Consider the following 21,482-nt stretch of genomic DNA (forward strand, 5'->3'; position numbering starts at 1 on the left):
GCAAAGATACGAAAAAATACCTTATTCTCTTTTATTTGTTGTTTATTTCTCTTTTCTTTTTGTTTCAGCATATTCGCTAGGCGACATGCCATAGTGTTTCTTGAACACTGTAGAGAAGTGGGTCTGGTTGTTGAAACCTACAGAGTAGGCTACCTGCGTGATATTAATCTGCCCCTCTTCGATGAGTCGTGCCGCCTGTTCCAGTCGGAGGTTACGGATAAATTCTCCGGCAGAAACACCAGCAATCTCCTTTAGTTTACGGTGGAGCTGTGCACGGCTGATACCTACCTTCTCGGTAAGTTTCTCTACATTGAGGTCGGGATCGGCAAGGTGGGCGTTGATATATTTCATCACGCGTTCCATCAGGGCATCGTTGTTGCCCTTTACCTGAATCTGCTCAATCTTCGCCTTCTGGCCCTGTGCTCCGCTGTATTTGCCACGGATGCGTCGCACATTATCCACCAGGTTGTCGATAAGGATATGCAGCTCTTCCATGTCGAAAGGCTTTGCCAGGAAAGCATCGGCTCCTCTGCGAAGTCCCTCCAACCGGTGTTCCACCTCGCTCTTTGAGGTGAGCAGGATGACAGGAATATCGCTAATGTTACTGTTGTTCTTGATGTTCTTGAGCATGGTGATTCCATCCATCTCCGGCATCATCACATCGCTTATCACGAGGTCGTACTTGCCGGTGAGCAGCATCTTCAAACCCTCCTTGCCGTTGCAGGCACGCTCAAAGCGGTACCAGTCGCTCAGTTCTGTCTTGATGTATTGGGCAATCTCGCTGTCATCGTCAACTATCAGGATATTGAAGTTGCGGTTGGCCTGTACTTTCTTTTTGGTAATCTCCTGCTCCTTCTTGTCTTCTTCTTCCAGTATCTCGCCTGGCTGCAGATGGCTGTTGCCCAGCGGAATGCTTACTTCGAAGCAGGAACCCTTGATGCCGTCGGTACGGTTGTAGGCCTTGATCTTGCCTCCGTGCATTTCTACAAATGCCTTACAGAGGTTGAGTCCGATACCGGTTCCTTCGATATGGAGACCGCTGCTGTTGTTTCCCTGATAGAAACGTTCGAAGAGGCGGTCGGTCTTCTCTTCCTTCAGTCCGATGCCTGTATCTTCTACCCTGATGGTGGCATTCTTTTCGCCTTTACCTATGATAACAGTAATCTCGCCGCCATCAAAGGTATACTTCATGGCATTGGAGAGCAGGTTGGAGATAACCTTGTCAAAGTTGATGCGGTCTATCCAAACCTTCAGCTTGCCTTTATCGCTGCTGAGGCTTTCGTCTTCTTTGAGCTCAAGGGTGATGTTGCGCTCCTGTGCATTGAAGCGGTAGAGCGATACGATGCCATGCAGGAAATCCTTGAGCGGAGTCTCCTGGCAATGGAGATGCATCTGGTTCTTGTCTATCTTTCGCTCATCAAGTATCTGGTTTACCAGAAGCAGGAGGCGCTGGGCATTGCGGTCGATGGTATCGATATCCTGTTTGCTTTCGGCATCTGTTAATCTTGTTTTCAGCTTGTTGAGCGGTCCCATGATCAATGTCAGCGGCGAGCGGATGTCGTGGGTGGCATTGATGAGAAACTGCATCTTGGTCTCTTCCAGGTCTGCCTTGCGGCGGCGCTCGTATGTATAGATAACATACAGGATGACGCTTGCTATGATCAGGATATAGAGGAGATATGCCTCGGGTGATGCATACCAAGGGTCGCATACCTTGATGTTGATGATGGTAGGATTCTTGGAATATCTGCCATTGCTGGTAGCTCTCACCTCCAGCGTATAGTCGCCCGGTTTCAACTTGTTGAATGCTACGGCATTGGCTCCCTCGTTGGTGCTGTTCCATTTGCCGTCGTTGATGCGGTATTGGAAACTGATATTATCGGTGTTCCTGTAGTTGAGCAGCGAGAACTCCAGAGTGAATGAATTCTGGGAGTAAGGAATGCTGAAGTCTTTGACCATACAGTTGATTGGCTTTCCGTCGATGATGAAGTTGGTGAGATGTACATCTCCCAGTTCCATCTTCTTGGCTCTGACAACGTCAGGATAGAAGGTTGTGATACCGTCACTGGTTCCGAAGGCGATAAGGTCGCTGGCGGTATGCATGGAAGAGCCCAGCACGTACTCACGGGTAGTAAGTCCGTTGCCGTTGATGTGCCCGATAAACTGTCTGTTCTTCTGTTCGTACTGCCAGATGCCCATGGTTGTACTTACCCACAAGTCACCCTTCTGGTCTTTGATGATGCTGCATACCTGCTTGCCTTTCAACGCTTCCGCATGAGGGAAGTTCTTCGTCTTGTTGCTCTTTCTGTCAAACAGATAGAGTCCTTCTTCGGTACCGATGATAATATCGCCGTTCTTTCCTTCGCAGATACCATTCGCCTGTCTGTCTTTCAGAATGTTGAGCCATCCGAAATCCTTGAAACTGAGCGTTTTGGTATTGAGACAGGAAACTCCATTAGAGGTTCCTATCCATAAATGGCCTGTATGGTCGAGTGCCATGCTTCGCACCCAGTCGTTGCAGAGAAATCCTCTGTTGCCTCTTTGCTGCATGTTCAGAACGGTAACCTTGCCGCTTCCCACATTATATATATATAGGCCTTTGCTGTATACAGAAATGTAAAGGTTGCCCTGTGCATCGTCGGTCATACAGTAGATGCCGGCGCTGGTAAAGGTGAGTTTCTGCTGGTATGTACCTGTATGAGGGTTGTAGCTGTAGAGTGCGCTGCCATTGCTGATCCAGTAATCGCCACGTCGGTCTTTATAGATGATGCCGGTACCTGCAGGTGACTGAGGGTGAGCGATAATCTTGCCTGAAGCATCAAAACAGAACACACCACTGTTCTGTACCGTACACCATGTTTCACCATTTTCGCCTTGTGCAATAGATGAAACGCTGCTGCCGATGATGTAGTTCTGTGCAGAGAAACTCCAGCTGTTGAAAGCCTGCTGGCGCTGGTTGATCAGGTACAGACCTTTGTTGTAACATCCTATCCAGAGATTGTTGTCCTTATCTTCGATGATTTCGTTGACGAAGGCGGTAGCCAGATTGAAACTGCTGTTGCTGTTCTCTAACTGTTCTACCCTGTTGCTTCCCTTTCTGATCATGAGAACACCATGCTCGGAGGTGCTGATATAGAGGTTGCCTTCGTGGTCGAAGGTAGCATTGTTGATGGTTACATTATTCTTATAACTGCCAAAGTCGTAGCCGGCATCAGCGATGCGGCCTGTGCGGTAATCATAATAGACGATGCCATACATGCAGGCGATGAGCATGGTCTGCGGGCGATGCTGGATGAAAGCCACAGGTGCTCCGCATGGCGATTTGAAGTCTTTGCGCTGCACCTTGCCTTGTTTCTTGATGAAACGGGTGAAGATAGAAAGGTGGCTACTCTGCCAGAGATAATGATGCTTATCTTCGTAGATATGGGTAAAGAATACATCAGAATCGCGCTCAGCGTATTGCCTTTCCTGTCTGATAGTGAAAAGGTTGTCTGTTCCTTTCTGGGTATTTCTGTCTTTTACAGAATAGAGACCATATCCTGCTGTACCCAGCAGGATATCGCCATTGTGACTTTCTACCATTGAATAGATACGTGGCTTCCTGCCATCAGGAAACTGGAGACGGGCGAAATCGTTCGTCTCATAATTATAGCGCATCAGTCCCTTGGCACAACCTATCCATAGATTACCTTTCTTATCTACCAGCAGGTCGGAGATAATGTTGTCGGTAATGGAGGTTGTGTCTTCTTCGTTGTGCAGATAGTTGGTAAAGCGGTAGCCGTCAAACTTGCTGAGTCCGTATTCGGTTCCCACCCAGATATATCCGTATTTATCCTGCACCATGCAGTTGATGAGCGAACTTGACAGTTTGCCCGATGTGAAAAGTTCACCACTGTCTGCCCATACCATGAGCGAGATGGTGATAGCGAAGAGTGCCGTGAGGCAATGTCTGATATGCTTCATATTTTCTGTCCGTTTTCTTGTTTAAATTAGGTTGTTACGGCTGCAAAAGTAACAAAAAACAATGAAAGAAACAAATTCTAATGCAACAAAATGTTTCGTTTCTTTTTGTTTCTTTATCTTTTTGTGCCCTTTTTGCAGGTATGAAACAAATAGAAAAGTAATGGTAACTATTAAATACCTGTTATTTCATTACTTATTAGTAAATTTGCATCGTCAACAACAATAGAAACATTAAAGGCATCATAATAACAATGAATAGACAAACAATCAAAATCTTATCGCTGGCGCTCGTGTTGGCTACGTCAAGTTCTGTAGCTTTTGCCCAGAAGGTATGGAAAGGATCTTGGGCTACTGCAGTGGAATGGACTGGTAAAGGAGATATGCCTAAGGAAAGCTTGAGCAACCGTTCTTGTCGACAAGTGGTTCATGTATCTTTTGGCGGAGAGGAACTCAGAGTGAAGCTCAGCAACGAGCAGAGTAAGGAGCCGGTAGAAATCAAATCGGTGTATATTGCAGATACCGATAAGAACAGCAACTGGTTTGTGAATGGTAAGACCGTGAAGTATCTCAAGTTTAATGGCAAGAAGAATGTAACCATCGCTCCAGGCAAGGCTATCTTCTCAGATGATTTGAAATATGCCTTGAAGAGTGGACAGCGCCTCACGATTACCATCGACTATGGCAAGCAGACTCCAGTGAATGCAACATCCCATCGTGGTTCACGTACCACATCTTATATAGTAAACGGTTTGCATCGTACTCCTAAACCGATGGATAAGAGTTTTGATGATGGCGAGGAGGTGGATCACTGGTACAATCTTTCTGCCATTGATGTGAAGACCGATAAGGCTACCCCAGTGGTGGCTGTCCTCGGAAACTCTATTACCGATGGCCGTGGAAGTACTACCAACCATCAGAACCGTTGGACCGATTTCCTCTCGGATGCCCTGAATGCAGAGAAACCATACGGCGTGTTGAATCTCGGAATCGGTGGCAACTGCGTAGTGGAAGGCGGATTGAGCGAACCAGCCATGAAGCGTTTCGACCGTGATATCCTGGGACAGGCAGGTGTGGATAAGCTCATCATCTTTGAGGGAACCAACGATATCGGTTGCTGCGGAGGAAATTATGAACATGTAACAGATACCCTGATTGCCTGCTACAAGGTGCTGATAGCGAAAGCCAAGGCTAAGGGAATCAAGGTGTATGGCGGAACCATCACCCCAACCAAGGGAAACGGCTGGTATTCTTTCTGGCACGAGGCGATGCGACAGACCGTGAACGAATGGATCAGAAAAAGTGGTGCCTTTGATGGAGTCATCGATTTCGATGAGCTGACCCGTGATCCGAAAGATCCTCAGCGTCTGAAGGCAGAGTATTCTGACGACTGGCTGCATCTCAATCCGAAGGGATATGAGGCAATGGGCAAGTTTGCCGCAGAGAAATTGAAGTAAATATATTATATGCATCTTTTATGTTATATATGTAATAAGGTGTAAACTTAATGACAGAATAAAATATGGAACAGACATCTGTAACACAGGAATCTAAGGGATTCTACAAACTGAATTGGCTACAACGCATCGGATTCGGATCTGGAGACTTGGCACAAAACCTCATCTACCAGACCATCTGCATGTATCTGTTGTTCTTCTACACCGACATCTACGGTCTCAATCCGGGTGTGGCTGCCACCATGTTCTTGGTGGTTCGCCTGGTGGATGTACTCTGGGACCCATTGGTGGGAACTTATGTAGATAAGCATAATCCACGTTGGGGTAAGTATCGTTCTTATCTCGTTCTGGCGGGTTTGCCGCTCACCGTACTTGCCATCCTCTGCTTCTGGAATGGTATGGAGGGACAGACAGAAACCATTAAGCTCATCTATGCTTATGTAACATACGTAGGCTTGTCGATGCTCTATACATTGATCAATGTGCCTTACGGAGCCTTGAACTCTTCGCTGACTCGCGATACAGACGAGATTACCATTCTCACCTCTGTACGTATGTTCATGGCAAATGTGGGTGGACTCTGTGTATCGGCAGGTGTACCTATCCTGGTAGCCATGCTTGCTGCAGCCAAGGATCTTCCTATCGAGATGGCGCTCTTCATGGGCTTGGGCTCTTTGCCATCCTTCATTTTTATGCCACTGGTTCCTGCCATCAAGAAAAAGGTGGGCAAGAAGAATATGTTCTATATCTTCCTTACTGTGGCTATCGTGGGTATGGCGATGCTTTATATCATCAGCAAGATGGGACCTGTAAAGGATCATATCACGCTGGTTTATATCGCTCAGTTCATCAAATCAACAGGCGTAATCGTAGCTACAGGATATATGTGGGCTCTGATTCCAGAGGTTATCTCTTTTGCAGAATTTACCAGCGGCAAGCGTATTGCCGGCATCGTCAATGCCCTGACCGGTATCTTCTATAAGGCAGGTATGGCTTTGGGTGGTGTTATTCCTGGTGCAGTTCTTGCATGGACCGGTTATCAGGCAGCAGCTGCTCAGGAGGGCAACTCTCTTCCTACCGACAGTAATGCTTGGTTTGTTGCCATGCTGATTTTTGCCCTGGTAGGTTTCGCCCTTCTGGTATTCTGCTTTACCCAAACCAAGGAGCGTGTGGTAATGGATGAGAAGGAAACCAAGAATGTTAAGGTGAGTGACCTGTGGACAGAATTCTTCCACAACCGTCCTCTCCGTATCGTGGCGCTCTTCTTCATTACAGCCTTCGCCATGATGTCGGTAGGTAATGCTGCCGGTGCTTACTTCATGAATGATCTGGAGCAGCAGACTCCTCTGGCACAGGAGGGTATCCGTTGGCTGGTATGCGTAATTCCTGCCATCTTGTTGGGCTTGGCGATGTTCATCATCTCTAAATATGAGTTGACCGATGAGGTTATCGACGACATCAACAAGAAGATTGAGGCCCGACACAAGGAAGAAAACTAGAGACTATAATTATTAACGAGAAAAATAGATATAAGATATGAAAAAGATCACAACTCTGGCACTGGGGCTGATGCTTGCTTCAACAGCTTTCGCTCAAAAAGCGAACTCAGCAGCTCAAATCCCAACATTCCAGGAAACTATGGGTAAGTACTTCCTGGTAGGTGCTGCCATTAATACCGATTTGCCTAATGGACAAGACCCTGCAGGTGAGGAAGTAGTGAAGAAACAGTTTAACCAGGTGGTTGCCGAAAACTGTATGAAGGGCGAGAAGAATCATCCGGAGGTGAATCGCTTTGATTTCACTGATGGCGATAAACTCGCTGACTGGGCAGAGAAGAACGGCAAGACCTTGATAGGTCATTGTCTGGTTTGGCATTCTCAGCCACCTAAGTGGATGTTTACCGATGATAAGGGTAATCTGGTAAGCCGTGAAGTGCTTATCGGCAGAATGTATAACCATATTATGAATGTGGTTACTCATTATAAAGGTAGAGTAAAGGGTTGGGACGTTGTGAACGAGGCTTTCGAGGATGATGGCTCTTACCGCAAGTCTTTATATTATAAGATTATCGGTCCGGAGTTCATCGAGTTGGCTTTCCGCTTTGCTCATGAGGCTGATCCAAACGTAGAACTCTACTACAATGATTATTCTACTTCGAAGCCAGCTAAGCGAGAGGCTATCTGCAAGCTGGTTCGCGATTTGAAGGCTAAGGGTCTCCGTATCGATGCAGTAGGTATGCAGAGCCACAATGGTTTTGATTATCCTGACTATGCTGAGTATGAGAAGAGCATCGAGGCTTTTGCTGGTGAAGGCGTGAAGGTGATGCTGACGGAGTTGGATATGAACATGCTTCCTAATCCGGAAGGATTCGGCGGAGCGGAAATCAGCCAGAAGTTTGAACTTCAGAAGAAGTACAATCCATACGTGAAGGGACTTGACAAGAAGGCGCAGAAACTCTTCAACCAGCGTTATCTTGATCTCTTTAAGATTGTAGAGCGTCACAAGGATGTCATCAGTCGTGTTACCTTCTGGGGTGTCAACGATGGTCACTCTTGGTTGAATGGCTGGCCTATCCCTGGCAGAACCAACTATCCACTGCTCATCGATCGTAACAACGAGGTGAAGCCAGTGGTGAAGGAAATCGTCAATCTCTTTAAGTAAAATCTCTTTAGATAATATTGTACATCTCTTAAAATAATAAACAACAATGAAAGCAAGATATTTGTTCCCAAAGGATTATATGGCAGACCCATCTGCCAATGTGTTTAACGGTCGCCTGTATGTTTACCCATCTCATGACTGGGATAGCGGCGAAAGCTTCGACGATGATGGCGGTCACTTCCAGATGAAAGACTATCATGTTCTCTCTATGGACGATGTGATGGAAGGTGAGGTAACCGATCATGGTGTGATTCTCGATGTGAAGGATGTGCCATGGGCTGAGAAGCAGATGTGGGACAACGATGTAGTAGAGAAGGATGGCAAGTACTATCTCATCTTCTCTGCCAAGGATTATAATGGCGTGTTCCATCTCGGTGTGGCTGTGGCTGATAAGCCTGAAGGTCCTTTCGTTCCGAATGCCGACCCAATCCGCAAGTCATACAGCATCGACCCTTGCGTGTTCAAGGATGATGATGGCAAGATTTACTGCTACTTTGGTGGTATCTGGGGCGGTCAGCTTCAGTGGTACAAGGACAACAAGGCACTGAAGGATGAGCATCTTCCAGAGGGCAAGGAGAATCCATTGCCATCTCGTGTAGCCATGATGACGGATGATGTGCAGCAGTTTGCAGAAATGCCAAAGCCAGTTGTCATCGTTGACGAAGAGGGTAATGTATTGCCAGCTGATGATCCACATCGCTTCTTCGAGGCCAGCTGGATGCATAAGTATAAGGGCAAGTATTACTTCAGCTACTCTACCGGTGATACTCATTATCTCTGCTATGCTGTAGGTGATAATCCTTATGGTCCGTTCACTTACAAGGGCGTCATTCTGGAACCGGTAGTAGGTTGGACAACCCATCACAGTATCTGTGAGTACAAGGGACAGTGGTATCTGTTCCATCACGACTGTGTGCCATCAAATGATACAACCTGGCTTCGCAGCGTAAAGGTGGCTCCTCTCTTCTATGATGAGGATGATAACATCTTGCCGGTTCAGCCTGAATAAGAGTATTATAAGTATTAGATGACATACGTTAGAGTTGACTTTTAGGTTTATAATAGTTTTGATGAATAGTTGATATATAAGTTAATGTTAGTTTGGAAGAAACGGCATCTTCGTGAGGAGATGCCGTTTTTGCGTATGTTCCTATTCTTTCTTTTCTTCTCTTTCTGTTTTCTCTTACTTTTCATCTAATGTTATTTTTAAGTTATTTCTATCATTTTGTAGGAGATTTCGGATATTTTTGTTTACCTTTGTGCCCGTAAACCATAAAAAGAATAATTTATGTTGAGATTACTTTTAAGGCTTGGGTGGTTGCAGCAGCGCCGTAACTTCCATAAGAGAGATGCCTTCGTGGCGTGCTACATCATCTTCCTGTATGTGGTGATGGGTGTGAGCTTCTTTCTCAGCTTCACCGAGAATGGGGGAGAACTTGGGGGCGAAGACATGCCTGCCCTGTTGGGAGCTGGTATCGTTGTCGGTATGCTGATTCCAGACATTATCATGAAGATGGTGATGAAGCGGGATATTACGGCGATGGATGATTATGTGAAGTCGCGCCCTGTGCCAGAGAAAATCTGGAACAAGTTCCTGCTCACCACCAATCTCGTGAGCTTCTGGAACTATGTGCTTCCGGTGCTTATGCTTTCGGTATTTATCTATCTCCTGCCTGTAGGTCAGGTTATTGCCAGCTTCTTTCTGTTCCTGGCGTTTTCTTATATTGACGGCATCTACATCACCTGCTACCGCAAGGCTACGGAGTGGATTCTGAAATGGCCTTTGATACTGGGATGGATGGGAATGTTTGCCGTGCTGATAGGGTATATGTTTGTGGCTTCCTTCTTCCCGGTATGGATGGGATGGATAGGTATCTTCTTCCTTGCCGGAGCGGTATTCGCCGGACTTACCATCTATCTCTATCACGAAAAGATTTATAACGAGCAGAAACAGAAGGTTTCCAGGTTCCGTGGTTTCAGCCATATCAACCTCTTCAGTCTGCAATATATCGGCACATTGAGAGCAAAGCGTGTCCGTACGATGGTGATTATGATTACTGCCATCTTCCTTTTCGATGCCTATCTCTTTGCCTTGCTTCCAGCAGAAGCGGGACAGGAAATGGGGGACAAGGTGGCTATGACTACCCTTTATGTGGCGGGTGCCATTCTGCTGCCATCGGTGGTGTTGTCGCAATGGACCTTTGGCATTGAGGCGAACTTCTTTCATGGATTGATGACTAAGCCGGTAAAGGTAAAGCAGATGCTGCAGAATTGCTTCTATTATTATATGGTAGTGAGTGCGATAGCCTTGTTGCTCACCCTTCCGTTCCTTTTCCTGCAGGTAGGAATCGGAATCCAGGTGCTTATCAGCGGTTTCTGTCTGGCGGTATTCATCAATCTTTTCAATCTGCCGACGGCACTCTTCTCTTCCCGTCTGGAGATATTCCAGACTTCCATGTTCAGCATGCAGGGAGCTAATCTGAAGATCAATCTTTATGCCATCGCCTTTCTCTTCCCGCTGGCTGGTGTCTGTGCCATCTATCATTTCTTCGGTGAGACGGCATGGTTTGTCACCTGCGTAACGCTGGCAGTCTTCAGCATCGCCATCCATAAATGGTTCATCGCCAAGATTGCTGCCATCTTCGAGAAGAACAAGTATAAGCGCATGGAGAAGTTTATGGAAAGCTAAGTAAACATTAAACACTACACATTAAACATTAGAATAATGGATATCAAGATTCAGAATCTCAAAAAGATATATAATGGCAATACCGTACTCGATATTGATAATCTGGGTGTTGCAAAGGGCGAGTTGATAGGACTCGTAGGTAATAATGGTGCGGGCAAGACCACTTTGCTCCGTCTGATTCTCGACCTGATTCAGGCTGATGACGGTTTCGTGGAAAGCAATGGACAGAAGGTGAACGAGAGTGAGACCTGGAAGGAATATACCGGCAGTTACATCGACGGCAGATTCCTCATCGACTTCCTCACCCCTGAAGAATACTTCGATTTCATCGCTGATGTTTATCACATTGACGATGAAACCCTGCAGGAGCGATTGGCTCAGTTTGAGGGCTTTATGCACGATGAAATCATGGGAACCAAAAAGTATCTCCGCGATTTTTCTCAGGGCAACCGCCAGAAGATTGGCATTATCGGAGCGATGATCATCAATCCGAAGGTTCTTCTTCTGGATGAGCCATTCAACTATCTCGATCCTTCTTCCCAGATGACTATCGCCCACATGATTCAGCGCATCTGCAAGGAGCAGGGCACCACGGTCATCATCTCCAGCCATAACCTCAACTTCGTTGCCGACATTTCCTCCCGCATCCTCCTGCTGGAGAAAGGCAAGCTGGTGAAGGATCTTCCTAATGCCGATGGTGCTGCCATCGCCGAACTCAACGAGTACTTCGGTATTCAGGCGGAATAAACTTTTTCCGTTAATATTATACAAATTCCATGATATGATTTGTATAATTATCGTTAAATGCTTACCTTTGCACCCAAACGAAGAAAAAAGAATCAATGAGCAAAGGAAAATTAGCTAAGTTTGCGGATATGGAGCGTTTCGAGAACGTGTTCCAGTATCCATATAGTGTAGTAGATGACGTGCCTTTCGATATGAAGGGCAAGTGGCGTGAGATGTATTTCCACAATGATAATCCTATCGTGCTGGAGTTGGGATGCGGCAAGGGTGAATATACCGTGGAACTTGCCAAGCTCTATCCTGAGATGAACTTCATCGGTGTGGATATCAAGGGCGCACGTATGTGGACCGGTGCCAAGAAAGCGATAGAGGAAGGACAGAAGAACGTGGCTTTCCTCCGTACCAACATCGAGATTATCGACCGCTTCTTTGCCGAGGATGAGGTGCAGGAAATCTGGCTCACCTTCTCTGACCCGCAGATGAAGAATCCTCGCAAGCGTCTTACATCTACTTACTTCATGAACCGTTATCGCCATTTCCTCGTGGATGGCGGCATCATCCATCTGAAGACGGACTCCAACTTCCTCTTCACCTATACTACTTATATGGTGGATGGCAACCATCTGCCTGTGCTCTTCCGCACAGAGGACCTCTATCATCAGGAGGGCATCGATGAGGAAACCCGTAAGATTCTCTCTATCCAGACCTATTATGAGAGTATGTGGATAGAACGTGGCTTGAACATCAAGTATCAGAAGTTTGCCTTGCCACGTGAGGGTGAACTGGTGGAACCTGATATTGAGATTCCGCTGGATGATTATCGCAGTTATCGCCGTGATAAGCGAAGCTCAAAGGATACAGCGAAGTAGATTTCTACAATGATTTGAATAAGCTTCCGCAATGCTTTGAATGCCTTTCCTCAAGCGTTATTGGCGTTTGAAGAATGCGTCATAAGTATCTGAAAGAAGTAACTGAAGTTGTTCGGAGATACAATAGAAGTTGTTGGAACAGTAAGTATCTCGAAGCGCACAACAGTTGATATGCGGTCGCACATCAGCTGTTGTGCGCTTGTCTTTCAGCTGTTGTGCATGCGTAGAACAGCTGTTGTGCGGCTTTAAAATAGCAATTCTTATTGATTGTCTTTATTAATCAAGTTGACGACTACTTTTACCATTACATCTTTTTCCTCAGTTCTGCTTTCTGCAATCATCAGAGTCAGGGCAACGAGTGTGTTGTCGGCAATTCTCTTATGTCCATTTTCTGCATACAGAATGCCATTCTTCTCCATAAACCAAAGAAAAAGCATGGCCGCAATTCTCTTGTTGCCATCGCTGAATGAATGGTTTTTTACGACAAGGTAGAGCAGCATGGCTGCTTTTTCTTCTACCGAAGCGTAGAGTTCTTCACCGCCGAAGGTTTGGTAAATCTGACCTATGCTGCTCTTGAATGAATCATCCTTCTCATTGGCAAACCATTTACTGCCTCCAAACTTTTCTTTCAAAGCATTGATGGCTTCCATTGCATTTTCGTAGGTGGCATGGAACGGCTCGGCTTGAGTCGTCTTGTCTATGAGTAATGTCTGATAATCATATTTGTCGAGAGTATCCAGGGCATAAACATAGTCGCTGATGACATTGAACAGTCCGTTATATTCGCCTTCTGAAACCTGATCTTGTAATGTAATCGCACGTGACATCAAACGAACCACTTCTTTCAGTTCGTTGTAATTGTCTAGGCGCTTCTGGTTGATGGCATAACCCTTGATAATGTATTGCTTCAAGATAGAATTAGCCCATTGACGGAATCTGGTACCATTGATAGACTTTACACGATAGCCTACGGAGATAATGACATCTAGGTTATACATTGTTGTTTCGTAGGTTTGGTCTCCGTCAATACCCATATGTGCAAATTTTGCACATGTGATATTTGGGTCGAGTTCACCTTCTTTAAAACAGTTATTGACATGTCGTGAAATCACAGTTCTGTCACGACCAAACAACTCTGCCATTTGGCTTTGTGTAAGCCAAACGGTATCATTCTCTAATTTTACATTCAGCTCTATGTTGCCCTCTGGAGAACGATAGATTTCGATGGAAGATTTTCTCTGCTCCATACCTTTCATTATTTAAATGTCCTTACCCTAGTACCCAACTTTTGGATAATTCGGCAAAGATACGATAATTGTTTGATTCCTACAAGGTTTTCGAGTATTTTTTCTTCTTTTTGATGAAATTTGCGAAAGATTTTAATGGAAGGAATGTTTTGTTTTTGATTACTTCCTGATTAAATATCAGGACTAGTCTTAGGTTGGGGATATGTATAGTATGTTATGTTCTTCCTATACCTTTTGTTAAATCCGGGAATAATCTTGTTGAATTCAAGAAAAAAAGGTGGAAATGCTTGGCGTTTCCACCTTATTTTATTATATTTGCAGCAAGTTTTTGAAGAAATGCAGTATTCTCAGGGACTGCATGGAACTGACGAAACGACTAAAAGAACAGAAAAGTAATAACTAACGAAATAAACGACAAAATGATGAACTACAAGAAATTGGCTCTTACCGTTGCGGCTGGAGCGATGGCAACTACAATGATGGCGCAATCAGCACCCAAACTGAATGCCAATAACATCGACGAAGTGATCAAGGCGATGACCTTGGAAGAAAAAGCCCAGATGCTTGTGGGCGGTGGTAACGATGGATTCGTGGGCAGTGGCGCTATGCTCGGACATCAGAAGAAGTTCGTGCCGGGTGCTGCGGGTATTACTGTAGCCATCCCTCGTCTCGGCATTCCTGCTACCGTACAGTGTGATGGTCCTGCCGGAGTTCATATTGATGCTCATCGCGAAGGTGACAGCCGTAGCTACTTTGCCACCGGTTTCCCTATCGGAACCTGTCTGGCTTCTACCTGGAACACCGACCTGGTGCGCAAGGTGGGTGAGGCTATCGGTAACGAAACCCTGGAGTATGGCTGTGATGTTGTGCTCGGACCGGGTATGAACCTGCATCGCAATCCGCTCTGCGGCCGTAACTTTGAGTATTATTCAGAAGACCCAATCGTAACGGGTCTTATCGGAACCGCCTTTGTACAAGGTGTGCAGAGCCAGGGCGTGGGTGTAAGTGCCAAGCACTTTGCCGTGAACTCTCAGGAAACTGACCGTACCAAGGTGGATGAGCGATTGAGCCAGCGTGCTCTCCGTGAGTTGTATCTGAAGGGTTTCGAGATGATGGTTCGCAAGAGCAATCCTTGGACTATCATGTCTGCCTATAATAAGATTAATGGTGTTTATGCCCAGGGCAACAAGGGCCTCCTTACTGATATTCTCCGCAACGATTGGGGATATAAGGGAATCGTGGAGACCGACTGGATTGGTAAGCGTGCCGACCTTCCTCTGGAACAGGAAGTTGAGGCTGGCAACGACCTGATGATGCCGGGTTATCCAGCTCAGGTGCAGGATATTGTTGATGCAGTAAAGAATGGCAAGCTGGATATCAAGGATGTGGACCGCAATGTTCGCCGTATGCTCGAATATATCGTGAAGACTCCTCGATTCAAGGGATATAAATATAGTGGTGAGCCAGACTTGAAGGCTCATGCTGCCACCACCCGTCAGAGTTCTACCGAGGGTATGGTGCTCCTGAAGAATGATGCAGCTCTTCCTATCCAGGGCTTGAAGACCGTGGCGCTCTTCGGTGTCAACTCTTACGACTTCATGTCGGGTGGTCTTGGCAGTGGAGCCGTTAATGTAGGCTATTCTGTAGATATGGTAACCGGTTTGAAGAATATCGGTGTGGCAACTACTCCTCAGCTTACGGAAATCTATCAGAATTATGTGAAGTATGCCAAGGCAAAGTTGAAGGCAGACAAGAATCCGATGATGTGGTTCCTGGATCAGGGTCAGCCAAAGCTCGATGAAATCGAGATTACTGAGCGCTGTGTAGCTAGCGAGGAGCCAAAGGCAGATGCTGCCATCATCACCATCGGCCGTCAGGCAGGTGAGGGTATGGATCGTCAGATCAATGGTGAGTTCAACCTCAGTCAGATAGAGCAGGATATGATTTTCCGTGTATCTGATGCTTTCCATGCCAAGGGTAAGAAGGTGATTGTCATCATCAACTCTGGTTCTGTGATGGAGACTGCCAGTTGGAGAGACCGTGTGGATGCTATTCTCGTAGCTTGGCAGCCAGGTATCGAGGGCGGCAACTCTGTTGCTGATATCCTGACCGGTAAGGTAAATCCATCGGGTAAGTTGACCATGACCTGGCCTATCGCAGCTACCGATCATCCATCTACTGCCAACTTTGCCAAGGATTACGATATGTACACCTACAAGAATCTGTTGGATTGGAGCAAGGGCAACATCAAGGGTTACGACTATAGCAACCACGAGGAGGATATCTACGTAGGTTATCGCTACTTTGATACCTTCAAGAAGAATGTGGCTTATCCTTTCGGTTATGGCTTGAGCTATACAACCTTCGAGTTTGGCAAGCCATCAGTCAAGGCAAAAGGCAACAACATCGAGGTTAGCGTAACCATCAAGAACACCGGTAAGGTTGCCGGCAAGGAAGTTGCTGAGGTTTATGTCACCGCTCCAAAGGGTGCTTACGAGAAGCCAGCCAAGGAACTCAAGACCTTCGGCAAGACCAAGTTGCTGAATCCAGGTGAGAGCCAGACTTTGAAGATGACCCTCGAAAAGCGCGATCTTGCCAGCTTCGATGAGGCTAACAGCCAGTGGAAGGTAGATGCAGGTAACTATCTCTTCAAGGTAGGTAGCGATGTGGAGAACATTAAGGGTACTGCTACATTAAAGGTTGCTGAATACACCGAGAAGACAAGCAATGCTTGCGCTCCTAATGTTCAGTTGAACTATCTGAAGCAGAAATAGGTAATATTTTTCCGAAAGTAAGGATAATGTGTTAATAAGAAAGCCTATCACTTGATTGATTGTCAAGTGATAGGCTTTTTGCTAATTAGGAATCTCCGTTCCATTAACGACTAAGTTTACTTTGGCGTTGGATGGTATTTTCGGTTTAACCTTGATAAAGTAACATAAAGGTAACGCCATTTCAACGTGCATGCCGCATTCACAGTAAACAGTAATATTATTGTTGTCCTCTGTATATTCTATTTTCTGAGGTTTGATGCTTGTATAATAGCAATATGAAATTATACTATAATTTGAAAAGTCGCCTTCAAGTTCCTTGTTTAGGGTACTTTCCCAGGTGACCAGGTATTGTTGTATGTAATTCTTTAACTCTTCCTTGCTGTTGATAACAGTATGTGGTAGATATAAATCATTGTGGGTCGTTTCGTACACCCCTGTAATTCTGTAATCTTCTTCATCACTGCTACAACTTGTCAGACAAAAAATGGCAATGATTGCGAAAAGTGTGGATAATGTTCGTTTCATATGCTTTGTTATTTAAAAATTTACTGCAAATATATCATTTATTTCATAAAATGTATCTTTTTGTGATGTTTTTTAAGGAAAATTATATTTTTATTTATAATTATAGTATTGCGTTAATAAGGTTCTAGAAATATGTACCCCTATAGGAATCTGGAAGATTGGAGAAAGGGGCAATATCAAGGGTACTGCTACTTTAAAGGTTGCTGAATACACCGAGAAGACAAGCAATGCCTGCGCTCCTAAGGTTCAGTTGAACTATCTGAAGCAGAAATAATTCGTGGTTTGTGCAAAATGAAATAGATTAAACAGAAACGCCTCTATCCCAGAAAAAGAGATAGAGGCTTTTTTATTGTAATTCCGTTGTAAGGAATAGACCACACAGCGCACGCAGATAGTTCGCTTTTATTCTAGCATTGTTCGGTTACCTCTTCGTAGATTTCGCGGCATCTCTTTTCCTTCATTTTATTCTTTACGCCAACGGCAATCATATCCTCTACGGTCGGATGCCCAGTTCCATTTACAGATGTTGCGTGTTCTCCATTATATCCCTCGGTGCAATGGGTGAGGTCGTAGGCAGGAGCTAAATGCCAGTGCCATTTGCCATCGCTCTCTTTCTGAACCAAGAAAGAGAAGTTCTTGCAGTGGTCGTCCTTGTTGTCCATTATGTAATTAAAAACCATGCGGCGGAACATCTCCTCCACATCCTCTTGGCTCTGGGTAAGATAACCGGTAAGTGCCAAAAGGTTAAGGTAATCGAGAATGGGGTTGGAAAGGGAAACGTTGAGCAAGGCTCCAGCTGTGGCTACGTGAATGCGTTCGCCTGTTGGAGAAATGTCGAAGCGACGGCAGGCAAAATACTTGTCGTTTATCAGTTTGAAGTCTGGTACTTGAATACCACATTGCTTGGCTATCTCATTATAATGATACTCTTGCTTTCCCATATCTTGTGGATCATAGGTATGGCGAAACTTGACCAACCAATGACCATCCTCATTTGTAAAAATGGCTTTCGGGCGACAACCGCCACTATTACCACTATTATATAATAGCAATCCTGCGTCATTATCCTGTTGCTCCTTCAATACTTCCAAGACTTTGGCTTGTAAAAGGTCAAAGTCCTCTATCTCGTGTCCTGTCTGGACAGAAGTTATAGGTTCGTAGGTCAATGCGCCCATACCTCCATTGCCCACGATGCTCAGTCGGTCGAGAGCAGATAGCTCAAAGTCGTTGATACCCTCTTTTAGCAAGGTTTTATGCAATAGGTATCTACCATATCCATCGGGAAGGCTGTCTTCGAAGATGCCAAAGTTCCCGTTGAAAGGGGTGGCTTTGGCAATGAAAAGACCAGGCTTCAGTGGCAATTCCAACGGAGATATACTAAAGCCAGATGCCAACCACTGATTGTCATACTCGAATGTGCATACCTTTCCATCGGCACTCAATGCCAGTGTGCCGACTTTCTCCTGGTGATATTTTACGGCTAAAGATTCTATATGTTTCATTGTCTGTAAGCCTTTTTCTTGTTAGCGTTTCTTTTTATCTGTTGCAACTCCTCCATGGTGGAGTACTTGGGTTGCGAGAAGACGTTCTTGATTTCTGAGGTGTAGTCCAAAGCTATGGCGATACCAATCAGATTTTTGAGGGAGATGAGGCCCTTTTGCTCGAATCTGGTGATGTTGCTGACGGCAACGCCTGACTTGTCTGCCACTTGCTCACGTGTCAGATTCTTCTCTATTCTTCGTTTTCTGAAGTCGTTTGCCATCTCCTTTGCAATCTCATCAGGATTGTCGTGGAGGTAGTTATCTAATATTGCTAATATATTATTCGTTTCTTGCATAATCGTTTGGATAATAATAAGATATTATCAGTTGCAAAGATACAAAAAATAATGTTATGTTCCAAATAAAAATCAACTAAAAAGTCAAAATCCCTTATAACCTTGTCTCTTGTCCTCAAAAACAAAGAACTCCCGTCTCTTTTCTGAGATGGGAGTTCTTGTTTAAAAGGAATACTGGGCGGAAATCATCAGTTCGCGAGGGCGAAGATAATAGCAGTCGGTCAATGTACTGATGCCGCTATAGATGGTTTCCATATAATTCTTCTTATTGAATAGGTTTCGAAGCTCTGCTGAAAGGCGGAGCTTTTTCATTCTCCAAACTGCCGAGGCATCGCCAAGGAGGGTGTTAAGGTGGCTGCCCTCTTGCAGTTCATTGCGATAATGTACGAGCGAGAAGGAGAGGTCCACATGGCTGATGGTAGCGGTGGCAGATACGCTTTGACGCCAATTAAATAACGATGACTTCGCCATTTTTTGACGTTTCGAGTTGTAAAAAGAGAATTCTCCCTCATAGCTAAAGGCACACCAGGACGGCGAGAAGTCGATGCTAGGCTTCACTGTATAGTTGTCGGCGGTGTAGCTGATGGCTTTGCCGCTGCTGTATTGCTCACCCTTGCTGTAGTTGTAACTGCCCTCCAGGCGGGTCTTCAAATGAAGGTCGTAGAAGCCCTTCGATATGTAGAGTGATGCCCCTAGGTTGTTGCTCTTGCTGTCCTGCTTATATAATGAGGTATAGTATTTGCCATCCTCGATGCGTAGGTCGGATGCCGTATTCATCCAGTTTTTGCTGGCATTGACCGATGCGCTGAAGAAGATTTCCTTGATAGGGCGCTTGTAGTCGTAACTCAACTTGCCATAAAGAGAGCGAGTTATCGGAATGATGTCGCTCGAAGCGTACCAAGAGCGATAACTTTGACGATATTGCTTCATGGCGTAGTTTGTGGCATTGCCTGTTCCAGTACTGTATCCTGTGTAGATTGTCAACTCTCTACGGAAATCCAATTTCTTATATAAGTAAAGGTAGGGTGATATGGTAAGTAGAGTTTTCTGTGGATAGGTGAAGCGTTCCCACATGAAATCGGGAGAGAACGACATACGGAACGTCTCGGTCTTGTATTGCCAGTAAGGGGTGAACTTCCCTGTGATGTTAAGACTGTTTTTGCCGATTTCATCGCTTCTTTTCTGATATTTTGCATAGATGTTGTTGAGGTCGATACTCATTCTATATTCCTGTATCCAGTGGAAGCGATTCCTCATCCACTGTAAGGCGTGGGCTGTATGCCAAAGGTTGGTGCGGATGCGATTCCGCTCTTCGTTAACGTAGAGGTCCGCCACACCATGGTGATAGTCGGCAGTGCTACGCCAAGAGAGTTGACTTTTCTTGAAGACGAAGAGGCGGTAGATACTTGTCGAGAGGTCGAGCTTTGGGATGCGGACACGTTGGGTAAGCGTGTCGTTGATGTTTGACAAACCGTCGCTTTGTGCTGCGCTGAGGCTGATGCTCTCGTTGCCATAATGTTCAGCCTTGTTTACCTTGTTCTCCCATTGCAGATTGAAGGCATCGCTGATCATCGTCTTTTGGTTGTGCTCAGTGGTAACTGTGGGAGCTTCGCCGCCGAGGTCGTAGATACTCATGTTCTCTCGCTCTTGTCGGGTTACCGTACGAAGATAGTTGGCTTCTATGCGAGTCTCTGCATCGTCCTTATTCTTCTTGATATGGTTGATGGAGTATTTTTGTGAGGTGTTAAAGCGCAGGCGTTCTTCGTCGATAGGAGCGTCAAGCGATGGTACTGATATCCATGATGGAAGGGAGGCTGGAGCCAGACGATTGCTGTAAGATGCGAGTTGGTTAAGTGCATAGCCGAGATTTTTACCTGTTCTGTCGTATTCTGCATCATACATCATCTGTTTCTTCTTGCCAATTTGCATGATATTGATGCTTCCGCCTACGTGGGATGGATGCCCTACGAGTAAGTAGGGCTTGAGAGTAGGCATCAGTTTGTCGCGGGCACTATCCTTCAGGGCGATGTTCATCGCTACATTATCCGTAAAGGTCTTGTTCTGGAGCGCCTTGATAGGTTGGTCATGCTCGATGACTTCGGCCTTTTTCACATCTTTTGCCTTGATGTTTTCTTCCAATTGGTTATATTTGCCACCGGTCAGGTCGAGACCTTCCACAGTGAATCGGTTGATGGGCTTACCATTGTAGTTGATACGACCATTCTTCTCTATATCTACGCCTGGCAGCTTTTTCAGTACATCTTTCAGTGAGTTATCTCGTTCGTTGGCAAAGCGGGTGAGGTCGAAAGATATGGTGTCTCGACCTGTGATGCGAGAGCCTTTTACTTGTACTTCCTTCAAGACAAAAGCTGTTGAAGCCATACTGATGATGGTTTCTTTTCCCGATGAAATCGATGTTTTTGTCTTTTTATACCCCATAAACGTGGCCTGTAGTTTGTCGTTGGCTTGCTTTTTGGTGATAGAAAGCACGAAGGTTCCGTCCTCCTTTGTTCTTGTAAACTTCAAGGGCTTTCCATTGCGGAGCAGCGTGATGGAGACGTTGGCTAGACGGTTATGGGTCAATGAATCTTCGACATAACCGCTAATCTTCTCTTGGGCAAACGCATGGCACGCCACGAACAGAATAGTGAAAAGAACTATTATTTTCTTCATCTTTTTTCTCTCTTTTCTAATTTACCTTAGACACTTATCTTGCTGA

At 45.5% G+C, this 21,482-nt stretch carries 14 protein-coding genes; 8 read left to right on the plus strand and 6 right to left on the minus strand.

The features are described 5' to 3' along the window. Positions 1-42 precede the first annotated feature (42 nt). On the minus strand, positions 43-3,963 hold the full coding sequence (locus tag F7D47_RS13335; protein ID WP_153085246.1) for a hybrid sensor histidine kinase/response regulator transcription factor: 3,921 nt from the start codon (positions 3,961-3,963) through the stop codon (positions 43-45). Positions 3,964-4,214: 251 nt separating this feature from the next. Between F7D47_RS13335 and F7D47_RS13340 the strand changes: the two genes are divergently transcribed. From F7D47_RS13340 to trmB, 7 genes are all read left to right on the plus strand, one after another. Next, positions 4,215-5,417: an SGNH/GDSL hydrolase family protein gene (locus tag F7D47_RS13340; protein ID WP_153095699.1), complete on the plus strand. Its 1,203-nt coding sequence runs from the start codon at positions 4,215-4,217 to the stop codon at positions 5,415-5,417. A gap of 65 nt (positions 5,418-5,482) precedes the next feature. After that, complete coding sequence (locus F7D47_RS13345; protein WP_022121255.1) at positions 5,483-6,916, plus strand: MFS transporter; 1,434 nt, start codon at positions 5,483-5,485, stop codon at positions 6,914-6,916. 37 nt (positions 6,917-6,953) lie between these two features. After that, positions 6,954-8,078: an endo-1,4-beta-xylanase gene (locus tag F7D47_RS13350; RefSeq protein ID WP_118085852.1), complete on the plus strand. Its 1,125-nt coding sequence runs from the start codon at positions 6,954-6,956 to the stop codon at positions 8,076-8,078. Positions 8,079-8,124: 46 nt separating this feature from the next. Then, positions 8,125-9,087, plus strand: coding sequence for a glycoside hydrolase family 43 protein (locus tag F7D47_RS13355; RefSeq protein WP_117692926.1), 963 nt, complete (start codon positions 8,125-8,127; stop codon positions 9,085-9,087). Positions 9,088-9,366: 279 nt separating this feature from the next. Next, on the plus strand, positions 9,367-10,767 hold the full coding sequence (locus tag F7D47_RS13360; protein ID WP_153085244.1) for a DUF5687 family protein: 1,401 nt from the start codon (positions 9,367-9,369) through the stop codon (positions 10,765-10,767). Between the two features lie 36 nt (positions 10,768-10,803). After that, a complete protein-coding gene (locus F7D47_RS13365) occupies positions 10,804-11,514 on the plus strand; it encodes an ABC transporter ATP-binding protein (protein ID WP_117692930.1) in 711 nt (236 codons plus the stop codon). 95 nt (positions 11,515-11,609) lie between these two features. Further along, positions 11,610-12,380, plus strand: coding sequence for a tRNA (guanosine(46)-N7)-methyltransferase TrmB (trmB, locus tag F7D47_RS13370; protein WP_022121261.1), 771 nt, complete (start codon positions 11,610-11,612; stop codon positions 12,378-12,380). 260 nt (positions 12,381-12,640) lie between these two features. Here the strand turns inward: trmB and rhuM are convergent, their stop codons facing one another. Then, entirely contained in the window at positions 12,641-13,636 is a 996-nt protein-coding gene (rhuM, locus tag F7D47_RS13375) for a RhuM family protein (RefSeq protein ID WP_153085243.1), read from the minus strand. A gap of 413 nt (positions 13,637-14,049) precedes the next feature. Here rhuM and F7D47_RS13380 point away from each other — a divergent pair, with 413 nt between their 5' ends. Then, a complete protein-coding gene (locus tag F7D47_RS13380; protein ID WP_153085314.1) occupies positions 14,050-16,401 on the plus strand; it encodes a beta-glucosidase in 2,352 nt (783 codons plus the stop codon). An 81-nt stretch (positions 16,402-16,482) separates the two neighbouring features. Here the strand turns inward: F7D47_RS13380 and F7D47_RS13385 are convergent, their stop codons facing one another. The 4 genes from F7D47_RS13385 to F7D47_RS13400 form a co-directional block, all read right to left on the minus strand. Then, positions 16,483-16,926 carry a hypothetical protein gene (locus tag F7D47_RS13385; protein WP_153085242.1) on the minus strand — a complete coding sequence of 148 codons (444 nt, stop codon included), beginning with the start codon at positions 16,924-16,926 and terminating at the stop codon, positions 16,483-16,485. 407 nt (positions 16,927-17,333) lie between these two features. Beyond that, complete coding sequence (locus F7D47_RS13390) at positions 17,334-18,428, minus strand: type II toxin-antitoxin system HipA family toxin (protein WP_153085241.1); 1,095 nt, start codon at positions 18,426-18,428, stop codon at positions 17,334-17,336. Then, positions 18,425-18,763 carry a helix-turn-helix domain-containing protein gene (locus F7D47_RS13395; protein ID WP_022121265.1) on the minus strand — a complete coding sequence of 113 codons (339 nt, stop codon included), beginning with the start codon at positions 18,761-18,763 and terminating at the stop codon, positions 18,425-18,427. Before F7D47_RS13395 ends, F7D47_RS13390 begins: the two co-directional genes overlap by 4 nt. A gap of 162 nt (positions 18,764-18,925) precedes the next feature. Beyond that, positions 18,926-21,436, minus strand: a complete 2,511-nt coding sequence (locus tag F7D47_RS13400) for a TonB-dependent receptor (RefSeq protein WP_153085240.1) — start codon at positions 21,434-21,436, stop codon at positions 18,926-18,928. Between the last annotated feature and the right edge of the window lie 46 nt (positions 21,437-21,482).

This window comes from Segatella copri (assembly GCF_009494835.1).
Taxonomy (GTDB): domain Bacteria; phylum Bacteroidota; class Bacteroidia; order Bacteroidales; family Bacteroidaceae; genus Prevotella; species Prevotella copri_F.

Bases quoted from the DNA above. Each gene is read 5' to 3' on its own strand.
- F7D47_RS13345 (WP_022121255.1), top strand. From the start codon at position 5,483: ATGGAACAGACATCTGTAACACAGGAATCTAAGGGATTCTACAAACTG.
- F7D47_RS13360 (WP_153085244.1), top strand. From the start codon at position 9,367: ATGTTGAGATTACTTTTAAGGCTTGGGTGGTTGCAGCAGCGCCGTAAC.
- F7D47_RS13355 (WP_117692926.1), top strand. From the start codon at position 8,125: ATGAAAGCAAGATATTTGTTCCCAAAGGATTATATGGCAGACCCATCT.
- F7D47_RS13365 (WP_117692930.1), top strand. From the start codon at position 10,804: ATGGATATCAAGATTCAGAATCTCAAAAAGATATATAATGGCAATACC.
- F7D47_RS13335 (WP_153085246.1), bottom strand. From the start codon at position 3,963: ATGAAGCATATCAGACATTGCCTCACGGCACTCTTCGCTATCACCATC.
- F7D47_RS13340 (WP_153095699.1), top strand. From the start codon at position 4,215: ATGAATAGACAAACAATCAAAATCTTATCGCTGGCGCTCGTGTTGGCT.
- F7D47_RS13395 (WP_022121265.1), bottom strand. From the start codon at position 18,763: ATGCAAGAAACGAATAATATATTAGCAATATTAGATAACTACCTCCAC.
- F7D47_RS13350 (WP_118085852.1), top strand. From the start codon at position 6,954: ATGAAAAAGATCACAACTCTGGCACTGGGGCTGATGCTTGCTTCAACA.
- F7D47_RS13380 (WP_153085314.1), top strand. From the start codon at position 14,050: ATGAACTACAAGAAATTGGCTCTTACCGTTGCGGCTGGAGCGATGGCA.
- F7D47_RS13400 (WP_153085240.1), bottom strand. From the start codon at position 21,436: ATGAAGAAAATAATAGTTCTTTTCACTATTCTGTTCGTGGCGTGCCAT.
- rhuM (WP_153085243.1), bottom strand. From the start codon at position 13,636: ATGAAAGGTATGGAGCAGAGAAAATCTTCCATCGAAATCTATCGTTCT.
- F7D47_RS13390 (WP_153085241.1), bottom strand. From the start codon at position 18,428: ATGAAACATATAGAATCTTTAGCCGTAAAATATCACCAGGAGAAAGTC.
- trmB (WP_022121261.1), top strand. From the start codon at position 11,610: ATGAGCAAAGGAAAATTAGCTAAGTTTGCGGATATGGAGCGTTTCGAG.
- F7D47_RS13385 (WP_153085242.1), bottom strand. From the start codon at position 16,926: ATGAAACGAACATTATCCACACTTTTCGCAATCATTGCCATTTTTTGT.